At 37.9% G+C, this 19,364-nt stretch carries 38 protein-coding genes; 30 read left to right on the forward strand and 8 right to left on the reverse strand.

The genetic code is table 11. The features are described 5' to 3' along the window. Positions 1–52: 52 nt before the first annotated feature. Together A5868_RS00985 and A5868_RS00990 are read right to left on the reverse strand one after the other, a co-directional pair. A complete protein-coding gene (locus A5868_RS00985; protein WP_010782073.1) occupies positions 53–376 on the reverse strand; it encodes a DUF960 domain-containing protein in 324 nt (107 codons plus the stop codon). A 222-nt stretch (positions 377–598) separates the two neighbouring features. Beyond that, positions 599–1,216 (reverse strand): 50S ribosomal protein L25/general stress protein Ctc, encoded by a 618-nt coding sequence (locus tag A5868_RS00990; protein WP_010782072.1) that lies wholly within the window; start codon positions 1,214–1,216, stop codon positions 599–601. Positions 1,217–1,626: 410 nt separating this feature from the next. Here A5868_RS00990 and A5868_RS00995 point away from each other — a divergent pair, with 410 nt between their 5' ends. The 3 genes from A5868_RS00995 to udk all read left to right on the forward strand — a co-directional run bounded on the left by A5868_RS00995 (position 1,627) and on the right by udk (position 3,744). Further along, positions 1,627–2,343, forward strand: coding sequence for a pseudouridine synthase (locus tag A5868_RS00995; RefSeq protein ID WP_086306453.1), 717 nt, complete (start codon positions 1,627–1,629; stop codon positions 2,341–2,343). A gap of 11 nt (positions 2,344–2,354) precedes the next feature. After that, positions 2,355–3,041, forward strand: a complete 687-nt coding sequence (locus tag A5868_RS01000) for a YjjG family noncanonical pyrimidine nucleotidase (RefSeq protein WP_010782070.1) — start codon at positions 2,355–2,357, stop codon at positions 3,039–3,041. Between the two features lie 70 nt (positions 3,042–3,111). Next, positions 3,112–3,744: a uridine kinase gene (gene udk / locus A5868_RS01005; RefSeq protein WP_086306452.1), complete on the forward strand. Its 633-nt coding sequence runs from the start codon at positions 3,112–3,114 to the stop codon at positions 3,742–3,744. On the opposite strand, the gene A5868_RS01010 is transcribed toward udk, so the two are convergent. The 4 genes from A5868_RS01010 to A5868_RS01025 are packed head-to-tail and all read right to left on the reverse strand — an operon-like array spanning position 3,737 to position 6,032. Next, positions 3,737–4,981: a tyrosine-type recombinase/integrase gene (locus A5868_RS01010; protein ID WP_176281417.1), complete on the reverse strand. Its 1,245-nt coding sequence runs from the start codon at positions 4,979–4,981 to the stop codon at positions 3,737–3,739. The genes udk and A5868_RS01010 overlap by 8 nt on opposite strands. 4 nt (positions 4,982–4,985) lie before the next feature. Further along, positions 4,986–5,207 (reverse strand): hypothetical protein, encoded by a 222-nt coding sequence (locus A5868_RS01015; protein ID WP_086306450.1) that lies wholly within the window; start codon positions 5,205–5,207, stop codon positions 4,986–4,988. A 53-nt stretch (positions 5,208–5,260) separates the two neighbouring features. After that, positions 5,261–5,674 carry an ImmA/IrrE family metallo-endopeptidase gene (locus A5868_RS01020; RefSeq protein ID WP_086306449.1) on the reverse strand — a complete coding sequence of 138 codons (414 nt, stop codon included), beginning with the start codon at positions 5,672–5,674 and terminating at the stop codon, positions 5,261–5,263. A gap of 13 nt (positions 5,675–5,687) precedes the next feature. Continuing rightward, on the reverse strand, positions 5,688–6,032 hold the full coding sequence (locus tag A5868_RS01025; protein ID WP_086306448.1) for a helix-turn-helix domain-containing protein: 345 nt from the start codon (positions 6,030–6,032) through the stop codon (positions 5,688–5,690). A gap of 303 nt (positions 6,033–6,335) precedes the next feature. Between A5868_RS01025 and A5868_RS01030 the strand changes: the two genes are divergently transcribed. The 3 genes from A5868_RS01030 to A5868_RS01040 are packed head-to-tail and all read left to right on the forward strand — an operon-like array spanning position 6,336 to position 7,561. Then, positions 6,336–6,512 carry a helix-turn-helix domain-containing protein gene (locus A5868_RS01030; protein ID WP_086305891.1) on the forward strand — a complete coding sequence of 59 codons (177 nt, stop codon included), beginning with the start codon at positions 6,336–6,338 and terminating at the stop codon, positions 6,510–6,512. Positions 6,513–6,522: 10 nt separating this feature from the next. Next, positions 6,523–6,801: a hypothetical protein gene (locus A5868_RS01035; protein ID WP_086305890.1), complete on the forward strand. Its 279-nt coding sequence runs from the start codon at positions 6,523–6,525 to the stop codon at positions 6,799–6,801. Between the two features lie 13 nt (positions 6,802–6,814). Further along, positions 6,815–7,561 carry a Rha family transcriptional regulator gene (locus tag A5868_RS01040; protein ID WP_086305889.1) on the forward strand — a complete coding sequence of 249 codons (747 nt, stop codon included), beginning with the start codon at positions 6,815–6,817 and terminating at the stop codon, positions 7,559–7,561. Positions 7,562–7,668: 107 nt separating this feature from the next. On the opposite strand, the gene A5868_RS01045 is transcribed toward A5868_RS01040, so the two are convergent. Beyond that, positions 7,669–7,848, reverse strand: coding sequence for a YegP family protein (locus A5868_RS01045; protein WP_086305888.1), 180 nt, complete (start codon positions 7,846–7,848; stop codon positions 7,669–7,671). Positions 7,849–7,923: 75 nt separating this feature from the next. Here A5868_RS01045 and A5868_RS01050 point away from each other — a divergent pair, with 75 nt between their 5' ends. The 21 genes from A5868_RS01050 (at position 7,924) to A5868_RS18885 (ending at position 17,760) form a co-directional block, all read left to right on the forward strand. Beyond that, positions 7,924–8,385, forward strand: a complete 462-nt coding sequence (locus A5868_RS01050; RefSeq protein ID WP_086305887.1) for a hypothetical protein — start codon at positions 7,924–7,926, stop codon at positions 8,383–8,385. 11 nt (positions 8,386–8,396) lie between these two features. After that, complete coding sequence (locus tag A5868_RS18875) at positions 8,397–8,555, forward strand: hypothetical protein (RefSeq protein WP_176281380.1); 159 nt, start codon at positions 8,397–8,399, stop codon at positions 8,553–8,555. After that, entirely contained in the window at positions 8,548–8,694 is a 147-nt protein-coding gene (locus tag A5868_RS18880) for a hypothetical protein (RefSeq protein ID WP_176281379.1), read from the forward strand. Before A5868_RS18875 ends, A5868_RS18880 begins: the two co-directional genes overlap by 8 nt. Before the next feature lie 39 nt (positions 8,695–8,733). Further along, positions 8,734–9,084 (forward strand): hypothetical protein, encoded by a 351-nt coding sequence (locus tag A5868_RS01055; protein WP_086305886.1) that lies wholly within the window; start codon positions 8,734–8,736, stop codon positions 9,082–9,084. Further along, positions 9,077–9,787 (forward strand): Sak single strand annealing protein, encoded by a 711-nt coding sequence (locus A5868_RS01060; RefSeq protein WP_086305885.1) that lies wholly within the window; start codon positions 9,077–9,079, stop codon positions 9,785–9,787. The genes A5868_RS01055 and A5868_RS01060 overlap by 8 nt, the downstream gene beginning before the upstream one ends. Before the next feature lie 4 nt (positions 9,788–9,791). Then, positions 9,792–10,541 (forward strand): putative HNHc nuclease, encoded by a 750-nt coding sequence (locus A5868_RS01065; protein WP_086305884.1) that lies wholly within the window; start codon positions 9,792–9,794, stop codon positions 10,539–10,541. 7 nt (positions 10,542–10,548) lie between these two features. Next, positions 10,549–11,169, forward strand: a complete 621-nt coding sequence (locus tag A5868_RS01070) for a DNA polymerase III subunit beta (RefSeq protein WP_086305883.1) — start codon at positions 10,549–10,551, stop codon at positions 11,167–11,169. 15 nt (positions 11,170–11,184) lie between these two features. Beyond that, positions 11,185–12,030 (forward strand): phage replisome organizer N-terminal domain-containing protein, encoded by an 846-nt coding sequence (locus A5868_RS19485; RefSeq protein ID WP_217808919.1) that lies wholly within the window; start codon positions 11,185–11,187, stop codon positions 12,028–12,030. Next, complete coding sequence (locus A5868_RS01080) at positions 12,023–12,316, forward strand: hypothetical protein (protein WP_086305882.1); 294 nt, start codon at positions 12,023–12,025, stop codon at positions 12,314–12,316. The genes A5868_RS19485 and A5868_RS01080 overlap by 8 nt, the downstream gene beginning before the upstream one ends. A 10-nt stretch (positions 12,317–12,326) precedes the next feature. Next, positions 12,327–12,743, forward strand: coding sequence for a RusA family crossover junction endodeoxyribonuclease (locus tag A5868_RS01085; RefSeq protein WP_087654064.1), 417 nt, complete (start codon positions 12,327–12,329; stop codon positions 12,741–12,743). After that, positions 12,740–13,195: a single-stranded DNA-binding protein gene (gene ssb / locus A5868_RS01090; RefSeq protein ID WP_086305880.1), complete on the forward strand. Its 456-nt coding sequence runs from the start codon at positions 12,740–12,742 to the stop codon at positions 13,193–13,195. The genes A5868_RS01085 and ssb overlap by 4 nt, the downstream gene beginning before the upstream one ends. 113 nt (positions 13,196–13,308) lie before the next feature. Further along, positions 13,309–13,770, forward strand: coding sequence for a hypothetical protein (locus A5868_RS01095; RefSeq protein WP_140404333.1), 462 nt, complete (start codon positions 13,309–13,311; stop codon positions 13,768–13,770). Continuing rightward, positions 13,758–13,961: a hypothetical protein gene (locus tag A5868_RS01100; RefSeq protein ID WP_086305878.1), complete on the forward strand. Its 204-nt coding sequence runs from the start codon at positions 13,758–13,760 to the stop codon at positions 13,959–13,961. Before A5868_RS01095 ends, A5868_RS01100 begins: the two co-directional genes overlap by 13 nt. Positions 13,962–14,038: 77 nt before the next feature. Next, the gene (gene dut, locus A5868_RS01105) at positions 14,039–14,506 is read left to right on the forward strand and encodes a dUTP diphosphatase (RefSeq protein WP_086305877.1); all 468 of its coding nucleotides are present in this window, start codon (positions 14,039–14,041) and stop codon (positions 14,504–14,506) included. Positions 14,507–14,517: 11 nt separating this feature from the next. Then, on the forward strand, positions 14,518–15,051 hold the full coding sequence (locus A5868_RS01110) for a hypothetical protein (protein ID WP_086305876.1): 534 nt from the start codon (positions 14,518–14,520) through the stop codon (positions 15,049–15,051). Positions 15,052–15,099: 48 nt separating this feature from the next. Continuing rightward, positions 15,100–15,360, forward strand: a complete 261-nt coding sequence (locus A5868_RS01115) for a hypothetical protein (RefSeq protein WP_086304037.1) — start codon at positions 15,100–15,102, stop codon at positions 15,358–15,360. 70 nt (positions 15,361–15,430) lie between these two features. Continuing rightward, entirely contained in the window at positions 15,431–15,892 is a 462-nt protein-coding gene (locus A5868_RS01120; RefSeq protein WP_086305875.1) for a class I SAM-dependent methyltransferase, read from the forward strand. Then, positions 15,892–16,095: a hypothetical protein gene (locus A5868_RS01125; RefSeq protein ID WP_086305874.1), complete on the forward strand. Its 204-nt coding sequence runs from the start codon at positions 15,892–15,894 to the stop codon at positions 16,093–16,095. The genes A5868_RS01120 and A5868_RS01125 overlap by 1 nt, the downstream gene beginning before the upstream one ends. Positions 16,096–16,164: 69 nt before the next feature. Beyond that, positions 16,165–16,575, forward strand: a complete 411-nt coding sequence (locus A5868_RS01130; protein ID WP_086305873.1) for a hypothetical protein — start codon at positions 16,165–16,167, stop codon at positions 16,573–16,575. Between the two features lie 222 nt (positions 16,576–16,797). Further along, positions 16,798–17,580: a DNA cytosine methyltransferase gene (locus A5868_RS01135; protein ID WP_086305872.1), complete on the forward strand. Its 783-nt coding sequence runs from the start codon at positions 16,798–16,800 to the stop codon at positions 17,578–17,580. Between the two features lie 24 nt (positions 17,581–17,604). After that, positions 17,605–17,760: a hypothetical protein gene (locus A5868_RS18885; RefSeq protein WP_176281378.1), complete on the forward strand. Its 156-nt coding sequence runs from the start codon at positions 17,605–17,607 to the stop codon at positions 17,758–17,760. A gap of 5 nt (positions 17,761–17,765) precedes the next feature. Here A5868_RS18885 and A5868_RS01140 read toward each other — a convergent pair whose 3' ends face one another. Next, positions 17,766–17,972 (reverse strand): KTSC domain-containing protein, encoded by a 207-nt coding sequence (locus tag A5868_RS01140; protein ID WP_086305871.1) that lies wholly within the window; start codon positions 17,970–17,972, stop codon positions 17,766–17,768. Positions 17,973–18,150: 178 nt separating this feature from the next. On the opposite strand from A5868_RS01140, the gene A5868_RS18735 reads away from it, so the two are divergent. Genes A5868_RS18735 through A5868_RS01155 form a run of 3 tightly spaced genes read left to right on the forward strand, consistent with a single transcriptional unit; the run spans position 18,151 to position 19,170 of the window. After that, positions 18,151–18,729 (forward strand): DUF1642 domain-containing protein, encoded by a 579-nt coding sequence (locus A5868_RS18735; protein WP_139843632.1) that lies wholly within the window; start codon positions 18,151–18,153, stop codon positions 18,727–18,729. Between the two features lie 10 nt (positions 18,730–18,739). Next, positions 18,740–18,967, forward strand: a complete 228-nt coding sequence (locus A5868_RS01150) for a hypothetical protein (RefSeq protein WP_086305870.1) — start codon at positions 18,740–18,742, stop codon at positions 18,965–18,967. Next, a complete protein-coding gene (locus tag A5868_RS01155; RefSeq protein WP_086305869.1) occupies positions 18,964–19,170 on the forward strand; it encodes a hypothetical protein in 207 nt (68 codons plus the stop codon). Before A5868_RS01150 ends, A5868_RS01155 begins: the two co-directional genes overlap by 4 nt. Positions 19,171–19,364 lie beyond the last annotated feature (194 nt).

The raw sequence follows: 19,364 nt of genomic DNA on the forward strand, positions 1-19,364 counted from the left end.
GCGTAAAAAGTTAAGAAAAAAAGGCAACCCTTAAGAAAGGCTGCCTACTAATTTAACGTTGACGAATTTCATTTGGTAATAAAATCGTTTGACGGCTTCCGTCATCATATGCATAGACTTCTTGTGGAAAGTCCGATGAATAGCCAAACGGTAAGTCGATCCCCATCTCAACTTCACTGCCTTCTTGTGAGAAGTACATCGTGACACGCCCCTCATTGTTAAGAAGATCGAAACTTAAGATATTGTCTAATGGAATTAATCCCTTTAAATCTAAGTCAATGATATACCAGATACTATCAATCAGCTCGCCTGGCAAGCTGGACACCACACCGACAGAGGCGTAACGACTTTTTTTAGAATCAAATGTTTCAAACATAGATTTTCCTCCTTTAGTTGGAATCACTTACTTAAAGTACAAATAAGCTTTGTAGTGACTTATTGTAATTCTTTTTAGAGAAAAAAACCACTCATAGTGCTTGATGTATAAGAAAAAGTAAAAGTATCATTTATCTGAAAAACAAACCATCCTCATTTAAAAAGGGGAGAAGTCGTTAAAAAAAGGCGTGTCGATAAACCATCGGCACACCCAGTTAATGGATTATTCTTCTGTTGATTCACCAATAACTTCTGGTTCAGCGCCTTCAGCAACTTCTTCTTCTTCAGGAAGTTCTTGGGCTTCTTGGATCGCTGCGATTTGTTCTTCTGCATCTGTTACGATGGTGTAGTCCGCATTTTTAGGTAGGTCACCTACTGAAATCGATTGACCGATTTCTAATCCAGAGATATCTACTTCGATGCCTTCTGGTAATTTTTCTGGTGTTGCAGATACAGTAGCTGTATAAAGTGTTTGTGTTAAAACGCCGCCTGCTTTCACACCAGCAGCTTCACCAACAAGTGTTACTTCTGTTTCAGCTTCTGTTTCTTCTGTTAAGTTTACGGATAATAATTCAACGTGTGTTAAATCATGTGTAAAGGTGTCTACTTGCGTTTCACGTAATAAGGTATTAACCTTTTTTCCGCCAAGTTCAATTGCAAATACAGTGTTTGCGCCATTTTCACGCAATAATTTAGAAAATTCACGTTCGTCGATTGAGATCGTTGTGCTTTCTACTTTGTATCCGTTGACGACTGCTGGGATTTTTCCTTCGTGACGCAATTTGTTGCGTAGGGAACGGGGACGAGTTGCTCTTTCTTCTACTTTCAATGATACTGCCATAACCAAATTCCTCCTTAAAATGTGACTGTCTGTGGTTGTTCAGACAGATTTTATTTAAGTGATAGGTTATTCTCAGCACAATGGCTTTGCGAAAACGCAAAAAGACAGTCGAATACACAACTGTCCAAAAAAAGTCTGAATTCAACTTTCTCTACCAGGTCATAACGCTGTGTATGAGAAACCTTTGACACAAGAGTGTCGATTCACTTAATATACGAATTTTCTAACTCGTATATTAAAAGTGTAGGACTCCTTCAGACAAATTGCAAGGAAAAACGCTTTTGTATTTAAGCAAAAAGCATCAAATGATTTTTATAAAATGAAAACAAAGAGCTCGAACAGCTTTGGAGAGTTTGTCTTTTAATGGAATTTCGGTATAATAAATCCGATAGATTTGAGGGAGCAAAGACATGCGATTGGACAAAGTGATCGAACAGCAATTGAAAACAACACGCAAAGAAATGAAGCGTTTGTTTCTAATGAAAAAAGTGTTTATTGATGGCAGCGTTGAGCGCAATCCTCAGCGTAATGTGGATAGTCAGCTCCATGATATTCAAGTAGACGGACAAAGCGTACAAACAACTCACGTCTATTATTTGCTGAATAAGCCTGCGGGTGTTGTGACAGCAAAGAAAGACGACCAATTTCAAACAGCCACAGAATTAATAGCAGAAAAAGAACGGCCAGAGAATCTTTATCCAGTAGGACGCTTAGATCGGGATACGACAGGATTGTTGCTTTTGACCGACAATGGTCAATTGGGTTACGACCTTTTGCAGCCAGGAGCAAAGGTTGAAAAAATCTATCGTGCTAGAGTGAACGAACGGGTGACCTCAGAAGATGTCGAAGCATTTGAAGCCGGGATCGTCTTTCATGGCGCCATTCGCTGCCAGCCTGCAAAACTGACGATTCTACAATCTGAACCAGGAAATTCGGAAGTAGAATTAACAATAAAAGAAGGGAAATTCCATCAGGTTAAAAAAATGTTTTTGGCCCGTGGGAAAAAAGTAACGCGTTTAGAGCGTCTTTCTATGGGACCCTTGCGATTGCCAGAAGAACTGCCAGTAGGAAGCTATCGTTCGCTAACATTGGATGAATTGAAGCAATTAAAAATATACTTTAGATAGAAGGTTTGAAGATGAGCTATGAAACGATTTTATTTGATATTGATGATACGCTGTTAGACTTTAAAGCAGCAGAAGAACAAGCGTTACTATGGTTGTTTCAAGATATGGATATTGAACCGACGTTGGCTGTGAAAGAAAAGTACAAAAAAATGAACCAAGGATTTTGGCGGGATCACGAAGCGGGCATACTCTCTCGACAAGAATTACTGGACAATCGTTTTCGTCTGTTTTTCGAAATGTATGAGCGTGATGTGGATGGTCCGAAAACAGAGGCACGGTACCGGCATTACTTGAATCAAGGCTATCAATTGATGACGAACAGCTTGGAAGTTGTCGACACGTTGAGTCAGAAAAAGGATCTTTACGTCGTAACGAATGGCGTTTCTGTGACGCAGCATCAACGGCTGGAGAAATCCGGATTGGCGCCTTACTTCAAAAAGTTCTTTATCTCAGAAGAAATGGGTGTTCATAAACCTATGAGAGAATTTTTTGATATTGTTTTTTCTGAGATCCCACGCTTAGACAAAGAGAAAACAGTGATTGTCGGCGACTCCTTGACCTCAGATATTTTGGGAGGAAAGACAGCGGGCATTGATACCATTTGGATGAATCCTCAAGAAAAAGAGGCAGATGCTGTCCAACCGACGTATCAGATCAAAAAATTAACCGATCTCTACCAGATTTTAGAAGAATTTTAGGATTTTGATAGCAATTTGACAATGTTTCGCTATAATAGGACTAATGAAAAACGAAAGAGGTTTTATTTGCATGAAAAACAAGCCGATCATTATTGGCGTAACGGGCGGTTCAGGAAGTGGAAAAACGAGCGTCAGCCGTGCGATTTTCAATCGATTTCCTGATCATTCGATTATGATGTTGGAGCACGATTCTTACTATAAAGATCAAAGCGGGATCAGCTTTGAAGAACGATTAGAAACAAATTACGATCATCCTTTTGCGTTTGATACGGATTTATTGATCGAGCATCTAAAAGAATTGACGAACTATCAATCGGTGGAAGTGCCGATTTATGATTATGTCGCTCATACACGCAGTGACGAAGTTTATGTGCAAGAGCCGAAAGAAGTAATTATTTTGGAAGGGATTCTGATTTTAGAGGACGAGCGTCTGCGGGACATGATGGATATTAAAATCTATGTAGATACAGATGACGACATCCGGATCATTCGACGAATCAAACGCGATATGAACGAGCGTGGTCGGACACTGGAATCTGTCATAGAACAATATCTGACAGTGGTGAAACCAATGTACCATCAGTTTATCGAGCCAACCAAGCGTTATGCAGATATCATCGTGCCTGAAGGCGGAGAGAATCATGTAGCGATCGATTTGATTGCGACCAAAGTAGGAACTTACCTTGGTAAAGGCTCTATATAGCGGTGTTTTTGATGTCTGGCTTTACGGATTTTTGGCTTTGCCCCGCTTTTGCCCCGCTATCGATTTGCTTAAGCATTTTATCGAATTGGGAAATAGTTTCTCTACGCTTGTCTCCGGTGATATGGGCATATATATCTAAGGTAGTCTTAACATTAGAGTGACCGAGCAACAATTGTAATGACTTAGGATCAGTGCCAGCTTGAATTTGTAGAGCAGTGTATGTGTGGCGCAATCCATGTAAAGTAATTTTTGATAGCTTTGCTTTATTGATTATTACGTTAAATTTATTTCGCATATCCCTGGGTGTCATAGGGGAACCATCTTTTTTACAAAATAAAAAATGTGATTCTCGGAAGACCAGTGGAAAGAGTTCAGCATATTCGTTACGTAAGTTTATCCAATTTTCAAGTTGCTTATAGGCAATCTCTGGCAAGGGAATTGTTCTATAAGCGCTTTTTGTTTTTGGAGGGTAAACTTTATAACTATTTTTTAGTTGGTTTGATGCAGAAGAACCTAATGTTTTTGAAATAGAGACTTCTTTGGTCATAGGATAATAGTCATTGGTGTACAGCGAACAAGCTTCACCTATACGAAATCCCCCATAAATTAATAAATAGTACAATGCTAAATCACGTTGTTTCTCTAATGTAATGTAATAACTACTTTTCTTTCTTTTCTTAGTTATTTCCGATAAATTGAACTCTCTAAACTTTTGAATATCAACTAATTCCCAGAATTCAATCTTTTCCTCTAAATCTTCGTAATGGGGGATTTTTACGTCGGCAATGGGATTTGCTTTGAAATAGCCATCTTTAACAGCTTGCTTTGCAATCATCTGCGCGACTTGATTAATCGCTATTAATGAGTTGCGTTTATAACGTTTAGCTAGCTCATTCAATTTTTTTTGATAAAGGTTATGAGAAAGCTTACTCAACCGTAATTGGTTAAAAGTATCTTTCAGTGCGTTTAAATAGGTCTGACGTGACCGTATAGACGTTTCTTTTACAGAAGCTTTATAGATGTCGAACCAACTATCAGCGTAGTCTCTGAATAGAATATTTGGCATTTTAGCCACTATGCCGTCTTTAACGTCGATATATGCTTCTGCAGCCGCATACTCTGCTTCCGGTTTCGTTCCAAATCCTCCTTTACTATGTTCGGTTTTTTTCCCTGTGATTGGATCGACGTAACGAATACGATACTCCCATTTTTTTCCTCTTTTTCTGAATGTTGCCATGAATTTACTCCTCTCTTTCTTTTCGCTTTCCATATAATTCAATATAAGTTTGATTTGTATCAGTGTACTTTTTTAGCGGATGTACTGATGTTATAGGAAAATCTACATACACAAAACTATGTTCCCAAATAACACATCCATCAACGTAAATATCTGTATTGGGAGGAACCTCTTGTAAGATTTTTATGAGTTCATTGGCGGTGATAGGTTGCTTTTTATCTTTCATGAATACCTCTCCTCGTAGCGAACGTATGTTCGCTTTTTGTTAAAAAAATATAATCAGACCATTTGTGCTCTGTAAATATATTTTATAAATAAATCTTTGACAACAGGCTCGTACCGAGTATCAATCTCATTATCTTCGATGAATTTCATATAGTTTAGATACTTACCATCAATATCGACTGAATAAATGTAGCTTTTAACAAGATTGTCGATTACGAATTGGTTTGCTTCGTTCTCCATTTTAGAATGAAGCGAATATGCACAGTTGTATAAGTCGTAATTATTTTGATGTTTTGCAGCATGCCCTAATTCATGTAACAACTTTATTTGTCTATGTCGATCGTTAAGCCTGCCGTCAATTACAATTGTATTTATCGCGGCAATGTATTTCCCGTCAGAGTCCAGTTCTGGAACATAAATTATATCGACGCCGAGTTCTTTAATCAATTTACTGATTTCTCTATCCAAACAAGCCACCTTCTTAGCGTTTTTTGTTTTTTTCTATATATGCTTCAATAATTCCAGTTAAAACTTCTCTATCGTGATCTGTTAAAGGCTCACCGTCACTACTCATGACCGATGACAACGCTTCTTCAACTGTTAACGTTGGTTTTTCATTACTCATAGCAGGATTATCGGTCCGACCAAGGAGATAATCAGCTGAGACTTGGAAGTAGTCAGCTATTTCTTGGAGTTTCTTTGCGCTAGGGTTAGTATTTTTAAATCTATACAACGTATTCTTGGAATATCCCATGTCATTTTCCACATCATTTATTGATTTTCCTTGTTTTTTTGCCAAAAATTTTAGCCTTTCAAATAGCGTCATTACGGCATTCTCCTAACCGCTTAACAAAATAAATTAAAACAAAACAGTAAAAATCATTGACTATTTTATGCATATGTTTTAATATATGTTGTGTAAGCTAATTCAATAAGCTAATAAGCAATAAGAAAGACACCTAATAAAAATAAACAATTCGACGTCGCCAAACTAAGAATGTTGATTTAATAGGATATTTCTAGGCTTTTTTAACTATGAATTCATTCTAAAACATTTGCGTAAAAATTGCAATAAAAATTAGCGAATTTTTTTAGCTTACAAATAGTAATAGAAAGGAGAATGGCTGAAATGTCACAAGATTTAATTACTCAAATTAAGATTGCTTTAGTAACAAAAGGAGAAAATCAAACATGGCTAGCAAGACAATTAAAGATTTCTGATGCTTATATGTCCGACATTATGAATGGAAAACGAAGTCCTCAAAAGAAGATTAAAGAAATCAAAGCAGCATTAGATTTGGAATAGGAGGGTCAGCATGTTAGATCAGCGGAACCTATTTGATCCAGTCGAATATGCGAAACGTTGCATTGAAGAAGAGGTAGAAAAATTACTACCTAAAGAAATTATTTTTGCAACGATTGATATGAAAATATTAGTTCAAATCACAAACCATAGCGATTCCTATTTAAAACAAAATTTCATCATCACTCCAGAGGCACAATCTTTAGAATGCTCGCCTACAACTAAACATTTGTGGAAGTATCCAGAAATTAGAGATTGTTGGTTAGAGTTTTGCGAACGGAATAAAAAGTAAAGGAGCCGACAAAATGAATCAGTTAACACAAACATTAACAAGTAATGAAGTAGCAGAAATGATCGGGAAAGATCATAGCAAATTAATTAGAGATATCCGTACTTACATTGGTTATTTAGGAGAAGCCAAAATTGGCTCGTCCGATTTTTTTATCGAATCAACTTATAAAAGTGAACAAAACAAAGATTTACCGAACTACTTATTAACTAAACAAGGTTGTGAAATGGTCTCGAACAAACTGACAGGTCCTAAAGGCGTTCAATTCACTGCAAAATATGTGAATCGCTTCAACCAAATGGAAGAACACATCATAGAACAACTAGACACATCAAACTTAAGCCCTGAGCTTCAATTTATGAATAGTGTCGTGCAGTCGTTGGCGAAACAAGAACAAGAAACGAAGCGTATCGAAAACAAAGTAGATAGCATTACTGAGATTGTTGCTCTTAACTCGACAGATTGGCGTAAAGATTCACGCACACTTATCAGTAAGATGGCTAAGGCTCAAGGTGGCTATGAAGCTTATCGTGAAGTCCAAGCGGATATTTACCAAGAGCTAGACCGCAGAGCGGGATCGTCACTGAATACACGGGTTACGAACAAGCGACGTCGAATGGCTGATGAAGGTGTTTCAAAATCCAAGCGCGACAAGTTGAGTAAATTGGATGTAATTGCTGAAGACAAGCGTTTACTAGAGATTTACCTAGCGATTGTCAAAGAGTTCGCGGTTAAGTATGGCGTGTGGGATAACGAATTTTAGGAGGGGACAGTATGAATGAAGAAAAACAAAAACAGCTAGAAAGCATTGCAGACAGACTTTTGGAGAAGGCAGCTGAAATGAACTCTCTAGCAAATGAGATTTATAAATTAATCGGTCATATCGACAACTAAGCAACCTCTATTGATTCCTTGTTTAATAGAGTCGATTGTTTTTTTAGCAGAATCTTTGTAGCGATAAGTTTCGCTAGTTGCAACTATTTCATTGTTTGCGGATTTGAGAACAAAGTAGTATTGACCATCTGTCGCTTTTCGAATAACAAAATACATTTTATTCACCACCTTATCACATATTTCAGTCTGTCACACTGATAAGAAAATTATACAACAGAAAGGAAGTACCACATGAAAAATAAAAAAATCGCACTAGGAGTTACCGCTGCATTGTTTCTAGGATCAACTGTAGGATTCGCAGCAGGCGCTGGTTTCTTCGATAACGCAACAACTGTTGAACAGAACATCTACAAACTGGCTAACATTGCTACGCAGAACAAACAGAAGGCAGCGGACGTTCAAAGCAAACTTGATCAAACGACTGGGCAACAAAAGAACCTGCAAGATCAACTAGACAGTTTGAAACAGCAATTGGCAAACAAACAAAACGAGGTCAATGCGAAGCAGTCTGAAATCGAAGCCAAACAACGTGAAGTCGAATCTAAGCAACAGGAAGTCACGCAGAAACAGCAAGAGGCGGATAAGCTACGTAACGATCTATCTAACGCTCAAAATGATTCAGCGCAAAAAGACGCACGCATGGTGGAGTTAGCAAATTTGAGCCAACAAAAAGTAAACGAGTTGGGCCAGTAGGAGGTTTAATGATGAAACGACTAAATTTTCAAACGATCCTGCTTTCGATGATCGCAATACCAGTTTTCACGTTAGTCAATATTTGGCTGGCCTACGGCTACATTCTACTTTTCTTTTTAGTGATCGGATGGGAAAAGAAAAAGCCAACCGTGGGGGCTGACTATGAGTAGAAAAGAAGCTTTGCAAATTGGGAAAACGATCGCTGATCGGTGGTATCAACGAAACGAATCAACAATCTTAGCAAAACAGAATATCGAGCGCAGGAAAGCGTGGGAACAAAAAAAGCTCACTACGCCGGCAAGCAAATAGTGAGCAAACAAAGAAATATTAATTTGAGGTGATTATAACATGCTATCAGAAAAAGAGAAAGCAGAGTTAGATAAAAAAATAACCGCAGTTCCTGAACCGCTTGAAATTGAGCCAGAGACTCGTAAAAACGCTTTTGGTGAATCAGTTGAATTTTATCAAGATGACACAGGAGCGCCAATTTATGATACTGACACAGTTTATCATTTGCTGATTGAGACAGAAACAGGTACAAAGGTATTTTTTGTACTGTTCGAGCGTGCCCAGGAGTTACTTGACGAATTTGAAGTAGAACTATTAGCGGCAAAACTTTCAAAACACAGTGATGGTAAAACTTTCAAAAAGGAAAAGAAAGATGCACTAAAAGAGATGGAGGAGATATTCGGTGAGTGAGAAAAAGACTTTTGAAGAAATATCTCAAATGAATTTCGAGAACGACATAAAGACAAAAGAAGGTGGAACTGACAAAAAGACTGGCGAAAAAATTTACCTAAAATATCTAAGCTGGGCAGCAGCGCATAAAATCATGAAGCTCATCGATCCTGATGCAGAAATTATTGAACACGAATTTGAGCACTACCATGTGATGAGTGGTCAGCAACAAGACTTTCTAATCACTGAATTGAAGCCTTATCGACAAGCGGGAGACGGATATATGGTGAAGGTATCGGTTGTTCTTTTCGGTAAGATTGAGACTGAAAATTACGCGATTATTAATTTTAGAGGCCAGCCAATCTTGAAACCTACTTCGACAGATATCAATAAAGCATTGAAGAGGGCTTACGTCAAAGCACTAGCCAAACACGGCATTGCAATTTACCTATATGAAGGAGAAGACCTTCCAGATCAACCAAAAATCGATGTCAAAGAACTTGAAAAGATAGAAAAATTACTAGCTGGATTAGATGAAACTACGGGTAAAGATAACAAAAAAACATTAATAAACACTGTAAATAAGTATACGGTTCAAGATTCTCGTCTAGGTAAGAAAGTCAAAGAACTAGGTGAAATGACATATGACCAAAGCGGGCTCTTTAAAATTGCTGTAAACAAAATTCAGTTAGATTTTGAAAAGCAGTCTAAGGACAAGAAGTGACTCTATGTTAGAAATACGAATCGTAGGAAAACAGTCGAACGGCGACTTTGTAGTTCGCCCGATTGATGGCAGTAAAGAAGAGTTAGAATTGCTCGTCAAACAGCGTAAAACGTTGCTGACTGCTCAAGCTTTCAATCCGAATAAAGTAACTCGTCCACAGCAAAAAATCGCTCATGCGTTGATTAAGGACATAGACAGCTATACGGATAATGAATGGTTTATTCAAAATACTGAAGATGATTTAAAAATTAAGTTTTGTATTGATCGTGGATTCTCGTATGAGAAGTTATTCTCACTGTCAAACTGCAGTAAAGATTTAGCAACACAGTTTATCTCATGGTTGGTCGAATACTGCTTTCATTATGGCATTCCATTTGACGGCAAAGATTTGTATTTGGTCCATGACATAAATAGAAAAATGTTCTTGTCAGCGCTCCACAATCGCTGCTTTGTAACTCAAGCTCGCCGTCAGGATGCCGTTCTACACATCCACCATGTAAATGCTGTAGGGATGGGGAAACGTTCAAAAGTGGATCATCGTGGACGTTACTACATGATATTAAGGGCTGAGCTTCACAATGAAATACATCAGCTTGGGTACGACGAGTTTTGCAAAAAATGGCATGTAGGAGCGATCAAACTCTCTGATCAACAAGTATTAGACTTCGGTCTTATGAGTGAAAAGCACATGAAAGAACTGGATGATAATCCAGATTATGAAATAAAAGATTGGCAGTTGCCGAAGAAGGAGTAGTGAAGAAATGTCAAAGAAAAATAAAGAGATAAAAAACCTATATAAACACTTAAAAAGAACAGCTTCAAATATGGAAACACGGCCTATTTTAAAATGTGTTCATTTTGATAAGGATGGGAGTATTAGTGTTACTGATTCTCATCGGTTATTACGGATCAACGATTTCCATGAACATGAGCAAGAGTTTAATCAAGACTTAACATCGATGCGTTTATTAGATGGGAACTATCCAGATACGAAGAGATTGATTCCGAATGAATTCACTACGGAAATTGTTATCAGCTTATCTGTCTTAATAAGAGTGATGAAAGCTCTAGGTACTAGTGCTGCTGAAACCGTCAAATGGAGTCTGAAAGGTGACAAAATAGTTTTTAGCAATCAATCAGACAAAATTTATTATGGGGAACCTATAGAAATATCAGCAAATGCAAAAATCGAGGGTGAACAGTTTGATATTACTTTTATGGCGAAATATGTCAAAGAATGCTGCGAATTTTTCATGGATGCAAAGGGAAGATATGCGTTTGATGACGTGACAATCAAAATGTTTAGTCCTATAAGACCAGTTGTTTTCACTATTGATGAATCTAAATATATCTACTTAGTGACTCCAGTGAGGACTAGCTAAAAGAGGAGGGATAACGTGGCTGAGATAAGTTGGATCAAACTAAAAACTACAATGTTTGATGATGAAAAAATACGGCTGATCCAAGCTGTTCCTGAATCAGATGCTATTTTAGTCATTTGGATTCGCTTGCTAGTTTTAGCAGGGAAAACGAACGACGACGGATTGATATATATACAGCGTAACATGCCCTACACAGAAGAAATGTTAGCAACACTGTTTGACAAGCCCGTAAATACAGTTCGATTAGCATTACAAACACTTGCTAGCTTCAATATGATCGATTTAAACAGTGATGGTGTTATAGCGATTGCTAACTGGGAAAAACATCAGAATATTGAAGGCATGGAAAAGGTAAGAGAGCAGAATAGGTTGAGAAAACAACGGCAACGGGAAAAACAAAAATTACTAAGTGACCAAGCGGGACAGTCACGTGACAGTCACGCAACAGATATAGATATAGATAAAGAATTAGAACTAGATAAAGAAATAGATAAAAAGAAAGATGTTGCGCCTTCGAAAACGAAGGCTAAGCCTACACGTCATAAATACGGGGAATACAAAAATGTTTTATTAAGTGATGAACAACTTGAGAAGCTGAAAAAAGAATTCCCTGCTGATTGGGAAGCGCGTATAGAAAGAGTGTCTTCTTACTGTGAATCCACAGGCAAGTCATATAAGAACTATTTTGCAACAATTAAGAATTGGGCGAAAAAAGATCATGCAGGTAATAGATATGGAAACAAAAGAGTTGAGAAATTGCCTAGTCATATAACTGAAACACCAAAGAAAGTTGAACCAGAAATAGATTGGGTGGCTGAGGCAGAAAGATCTCTCGCTGAAAGAGGTGAGGATAGTGAATGACTTTGAACTGTTGAAGGCTGTTCATAACAAATTGCCACAAGCCTATAAAGAAGTGCAGGTCCCATATCTAAAACGATATAGCCAGTTTCTCGCTCAAGGTGGAGGCTTTACAGATGAACGTGCGAAGCAACTATTCAGACAGTATTGGGTTGGTTACTTCATCTTTCACTATCAGCAAAAACAGAAAGAATATGACTTTTGGGAATTAAACGCCCGACCATATGAGGTGCAACTTGAATTTGCTAAGAAAATGTATGCGCAACTTGTGGAATCCAACGAAAGATGAAGGAAAAAGAATGAGTCTTTACACACTACATTTAGAACCCAAACCGCAGTCAAGACCTCGATTTGGGAGAAACAGAGCTTATGAAGACGGGAAAATGACGCAATGGAAAAGAAATTGCGTGAGTCAATTGCGATTACTGAATCCTAAAATGATCCCAAATGGGCCTGTATACGTTTCTATGACCTTTTACATCTATCCGCCTAAACGGATAGCAGAGGTAAAAAAGAAACGCTTAGAACTCGAATCAGAGACGATTTATGTAGACAAACGACCAGACATTGATAATTACATCAAAGCTATTTTGGACTGTAGTAACGAAATCCTTTTTAAGGATGATGGGCAAGTCGCAGCAGTGTCATCACAAAAGCTGTATTCACTTGATCCACGAATAGAGATTGAAATTTATGAATTGGGGGAAAACAAATGATCAACAATGTAGTTTTGGTTGGGCGATTGACAAAAGATCCTGACCTACGATATACAGCGAATGGAACAGGTGTAGCAACCTTTACATTAGCAGTGAACAGAAACTTTACGAATCAAGATGGAAACCGAGAAGCAGACTTCATCAATTGTGTGATTTGGCGTAAATCTGCCGAAACTCTTGCGAACTACGCACACAAAGGGACTTTGCTTGGAGTCACTGGACGTATTCAAACACGCAGCTATGAGAATCAACAGGGACAACGCATTTATGTGACTGAGGTTGTTGCTGAGAATTTTCAATTATTGGAATCAAGAGGCATGAATCAACAACATAAAAATAACGAATCAAATACCTCAACTGGTAGTCAGCCGGCTAATAGAAATAACAATCAATCTGACGATCCTTTCAGTGGTTCATCAATTGACATCAATGACGATGATCTACCGTTCTGATTATGGATCAAAGGAAAAGATTAGCTGAGCTGTTAAGCCGGACAGATTATTGGACGAACGAAAGAGTCTTTAACGAAGCTGAAAAAATTTATAAAAGCATGGTGGCGAAGAAAATGCAAAATAAGAAAAGAGATCGGACAGGCGAAAAGTATGGGGAATTTACTATTATTCGACCAGGAGAAATCGACAAAGAATGGGTAGCTAGATGTGCCTGCGGTAAGGAGCGATTAGTGAAGAATCAGAACATGTCGAAACTTACGCATTGCAAAAGCTGCGCGGCAAAACTTCGAATGCAAAAACGCACAGAGAAACCTAAAAAGCCGAAGAAAGACAAATTTACAGAAAGACAGAACTGGATGGCACCGAAGCGACCTAAACTCAAACTGGATGTTCTTTATGAGTTGAACTATTCTCAATGCAATTTCCCATGTGTAGGAAAATTGATTAATGAGTATGGTAAATCAGCAAGTTTTGAAGTCGTGGAATATCATGACTCGGACAAAGCGGTTTTGCGAATGCTGGGCTACCGTATATCTGTCAAAAAGAAAGAAGCGTTGGAATTATGCAGGGTATAAAAGAAATATTCTGGTCCAACGTCAACTGGCATCGTGTGAACAAAGCCTTGAGTTGGACGGAATTAGTCGGAGGGCAAACAACAGGAGCGGTGAATAAAACTGGAAATATCACATTGGAGACGGTACAACAAATCGCGAAAAAGTTAGATATTACCGACTATGCAATTCTTTTTGAAAGTTGGGAAGAGTAATTCTTTTAATCGGATAAACTGTTACTGAAAAATTTAGACAATCAGATAGTAGCAGTTAAGAAAGAGGTAATGGAAATATGCAAGTAAAAGTAAAGCGACTAACAGAGACAGCGAAATTTCCAGTTAAAGCACATAAAACAGATGCTGGATTTGATATTTTCGCGGACGAAGATATTGAAATTAGAAGAGGCAAGACGATTGGCGTAAGAACAGGGATTGCTATACAAATAGATCACGGTTTTTACGGCAAGTTGAAATGTCGGAGCGGACTATCACTAAAATCATTATTACGTGTGGTTGAAGGAACAATCGATGCTGATTATCGCGGTGAGGTAAAAGTTATCTGTGAGATCAAAGATTTTATCTACTTTGAGAACGATGAGATTGCTGGAACACAAGAGACGTACTCGTATCAAATCAATCATGGCGACAAAATTGCACAATTAATTATTCAACCTTTACCGCCTGTAGATTTAAAAGAAGTTGACGAACTTGACGATACAGAACGTGGTGTTTGTGGATTTGGCAGTACAGGGAAACGATAGGAGGGAACATCTTGGGGAATTATCAGAGGCTGAACGATTATTACACTAAATTGATTAATTTAGAAAAGCCTAGCAATTATGATGACCAAAGGACTTACTCTCTATTATGTGGGATGGAGTGTATTTCGAATTATGAATTCATTAGGGATTTTTGCTTAAAGAACAACTTTAAAAATGTATTTGATATAGGATGCTGCTTTGGGTATCAATCAGAGGTATTTTATCAAGTCGGAATTAATTATCGTGGCATTGATGAAATTAATTCAGAAGACATGTGGAATAGTGATATTTATGAATATCAAATGGGACGCTTCCCATGTGAAGTGAAAGCAAAAAAAGAAGAGTTAGCTATCTCTGTTTTGTGTTTAGGCTGGAATTGCTATTTGCACGAAGGAGAAAATACATTGAATGAACAATTTGAATCGCTTGCTAAACAGTTCAGGTTCTCATTGATATATATGCAAAATGAATTCGTGCCGATCGTTTCGAAGTATTTCTTGGGCACAAATCATCTAGAAGATAATTTCTATTTATTTGAAAATTAAAAGCTCCACAGTCTGGGGCTATCAAGTAAGTTTAGGGAAGTGAATACTATGTTTCTCAAAGGAGCAAATATTGATCGGGAAGAATTGCTACAAATCGTTGTAGATGATTATGTGAGTGCAAAAAGCAACTATTCAAATACATTATTAGGTCAACCGAGAGAAATCACTTATGCAGAAGGCAAGCTGTTCGGTGTGTGTATGGCTTTAGGAATAAATTATGAGATAAAAAACAAAGTGATTGTGTTTAAAACGTTTCTCAACGAGAAAGTCATTTTAGAATTGCCTTTTGAGCCAGAAAAACCGTTTTAAAAGTTCCGCAATCGGAGAAATTAGCATAAATATAGTAACTGAGGAAATCAAGTAGGAAAGGAATGATCATTTGGCAAAGGTACTTGATGCCTGTTGTGGAAGTCGGATGTTCTGGTTTGATAAGGAAAATCCAATCACAACATTTATGGATAAAAGGCAATATTACGAGGAATTAGATACAGGACACGTAATCAATGTTGATCCTGACATTTTGGCAGATTTCACAGAAATGCCTTTCTCGGACAATGAGTTTGATTTAGTAGTATTTGATCCGCCGCATATGGTCAATGCTGGTGATAATTCATGGTTGGCCAAAAAGTACGGCAAGCTAGATAGCAACTGGCCAAAAATGATTCATGATGGATTTAATGAGTGCATGAGAGTTTTAAAGCCTAATGGAACGCTAGTTTTTAAGTGGAATACGGATCAAATTAGTTTTAGAGAAGTATTATCCTATATCGATTACAAGCCTTTATTTGGTGATAAACGGAGTAAAACACGTTGGACTGTTTTTATAAAAGAAGTCAGCTAATGGAGGAAATCAAGGAGGAAAGTAAAGCTATGCTAATAAAAAACAACACTGATTTTAAAAATAAAGATATTGTCTACTCAACAAAAGAAGATGAAATTGAGCTTCTCGAAGAACAAGAAAAACTGCAATTTGAAAATGATTTTAACTATCAATGTGATTTAAACGAATCAAGACTTGATGCCCTAAGTAAAAATAATTTTTGACCATCATTTTTGAGGGTTACAAACTACAAAAACGGACAGATTAAGTGAAATTTGAAAGGAGAAAATAAAATGATTCAACTTAAAGAAATGAATGAATTTGAAGTAGACGATATGAAGGTATTTAAGACTGACGACATGCAATGGGTAGCTGCACCAACTTTACTACATGCACTAGCCTTTTTAGAAGAACAAGTCGGCGAGCTTGATATCTCGCAAATTCAAGATGTTGAACAATCTAGTATTGATAAAGAAGGTATGTGGGATAGCTATACGGTTACTGAGGAAGAAAAAATTTCATTTGCGAATGGTCAATTGAAACTGTATGAACCACCTAAACATTTAGAATGGCACGAAAAAAAGCAACCTGACTTCGGGGCATATGGAACATTTGCTGGCGAACTGTGCAAGTATACAGCGTTCAAAGAGGTTCTAAAAAAGGAAGGCGTTGGTACTTATGTCATTGCATGCACAGAATATTAGTTCCAGTAACGACGGGTATAACGGAAATAGGCAGCGGACCGCGCGCTGCCATAGATAAAACTTGTTTTCCGTTAAGAGGTGCCATGAGAGAAATTTCTTTGCGGTCTTGATGGCACGAGAAAAAAGTATCATCAAGATTTGAATACGTAAAGAATATTCTCTTAAGAAGAGAATAAAAATATCATGTAAACACGACATCAATGAAGAAACGGAGGAAAGTCAGTGAGAGCATTATCTCTTTTTTCGGGAATCGGAGGAATTGACCTGGCGGCAGAATGGGCAGGCATTGAGACTGTTGCATTCTGCGAGTATGCTGATTTTCCAAGAGAAGTCTTAAAAAAGCATTGGCCGCATGTGCCAATTTTCAAAGACGTAAAACAACTTAATAAAGATTTACTAGAGAAAGAAGGTGTGATTGATCGAGACAGAACAATTGACATTGTTTTCGGAGGATTCCCTTGCCAGCCTTACAGTCCGGTTGGGAAGCGAAAAGGCACGGAAGATGACCGCGATCTCTGGCCAGAAATGTTTAGAATTATCGACGAACTCAGGCCGGGTTGGGTCGTTGGAGAGAATGTTGCTAACTTTGCCAATATGGAACTCGACCGCACATTACTTAACTTGGAAGCTGCGGGCTACGAAACAAGGACGTTTGTATTACCAGCTTCAGCCATGGGGGCATTCCACCAGCGATCAAGAACATTTATTGTGGCCAACACCGATAGCGAGCGACGGGATTGCTTGGAAATACACGAGAAAAGCAGATGTAGGTCGTTCTGTGAGGATTGCACTAACAAGCAAGCCAGGGATCAGGAGAGGACAAAAGCGAGTAGTATATTATCTCGCGCTACTAGAATACTCGCCGATTCAAGCATCAGAGTTCATAGAAACGATGATGGGATTTCCGAAGGGATGGACAGACTTAAATCACTAGGCAACGCTGTAATGCCTCAACAAATTTATCCCATCTTTGCGGCAATAGTGGAAATTGAAAAGTTCCAGTAACCACGCCAATTAAGGAGGAAAAATATGCAAGAAACGAAAGAAAAAATTATTGAATTATCTGAGGAAATTTCTAAGTTGTTGAAAAAATGTGCCAATCCACATGTAAAAATTGAGATTACATCAGATTCAATTCAACAAACATCCGTTGATTGGTCAGAACCAACGGATGAATGGAATTAAAAAAATCAGTATCCGCGTCTAAATGGATATCTCTTAATATAGCGGTGATGGTAGCTTCCTTTTGAGGGAGCTGTCATCAATCCATTATAAATAGATTCTGGGACTCCAGTATAGGTGTATACTCCGCTATGGAATTGAATCGTTAGTTCCTGATTTGCTTGATTGTATCCGACAGCAACTAAATTACTAGATGAAACTGGGATCAAGTTCATATTTTGTATCTCCTTTCTGCCTCATTTCAGTGGACCACTCACTGATAAGGAGATTATAGTCACAGAGCGCACTATGAAAGCAACCGCAAACGGTACCATTTTTGTCGTGAATGGTAAATAGAATAAATTAAATTAAAAGAGCAGTAACTCAGCCTATCAAGTAAGAAAAGAGGTATTTATGGATAAAAAAGAATTGATTGAAAAGATAAAAGCGAATGGCGAATGGCTTGAAACAAACAGGTATGTGAAAATCACCAAGGCTGTTGAGCTCATTAGCCAACTAGACGAACCGCAGAAAGTCAAAGTGCCAGAAGAATTTGATGAATGGTATCAACAGATTAAACAAAGATGGAGTAAAAATGCTAAGGAATTTGCGTTATGGAAAATATGCCAGTTTGGTTTCGGCAATGGCTTTGAAGATGTTAACAACGACAGAACTTCCAGCACTCTTTCTGATTGGGTTTGCTGGAACAAAGGAGTTGCTATCAACGCAGTCCGGAACGGCTACGAGGTCGAGGAAGAGCCGAAGTGGGTTGTAAATGATGGCGACCTAGTTATCCATAGAGGAGAGCATGGGGCAAAAGTATACTTTGTTGAATCAGTTGACGAAGATGGAATACTTTTGGTGAATGGCATTAAGGATGAATTTTTTACGGACATGCCAGAACGAGCTGTCGGTGATGAATCGGTAAGCTATTTTTATAAAAATTTCAGATTGTTAGCAAGGAAAGAGAATTTGGAAGTCGAGAAAGTGTAGGTGGGATCGGATGGAATCACTTTTTGAACGAGCTGAAGAAATGGCTCAAGAAAAATATCGGCAAACGTTTGATTATGCGACAAGAAATATAGGAGTCGCTTTTCGAAATGTTCTCAGAGAAAACAAGTTGCCAGAACCGCAATATAAAGAAACGAAGTTGAACGAGAATTATCTGCAAGAAATGATCAGCTACATGGAGATAATTCATCAAAAGGACTTGAAAGAGGTGGCGGAATGATTAAATTTAAAGAGTTTAATGCACAACCATATGACGTACACATCCCAGCATTTCTGAAAAAGGAAAGCGAAAATAATCCGGATGACGTTTTTGAATATGTCGACTTAAAAGTTATTGATACCCGTTTAGTTATTTTAGTCTATCGTCAAACCAATAAAGCAGCTTATCAACTAAAATCTTTGGCTAAGAGCCTAAGTCAGTAAACCGACCCAACTGCATAGAAAAAGACAGCCGACCACTGGCTGTCTGAGAAAAAGAAACTTTCGTCTAGTTTCCGCTAGACATAAGTATCTTATCACAAAAAGACCGCTATTTAGTAGCGGTCAATGAGCTGGACATTGAAAGGATCAATAAAAAAGGAGTACCAGCTCATATGTATTGTACATCAAATAAGAAG

Source organism: Enterococcus sp. 12F9_DIV0723 (assembly GCF_002174375.1).
Lineage (GTDB): Bacteria > Bacillota > Bacilli > Lactobacillales > Enterococcaceae > Enterococcus_A > Enterococcus_A gilvus.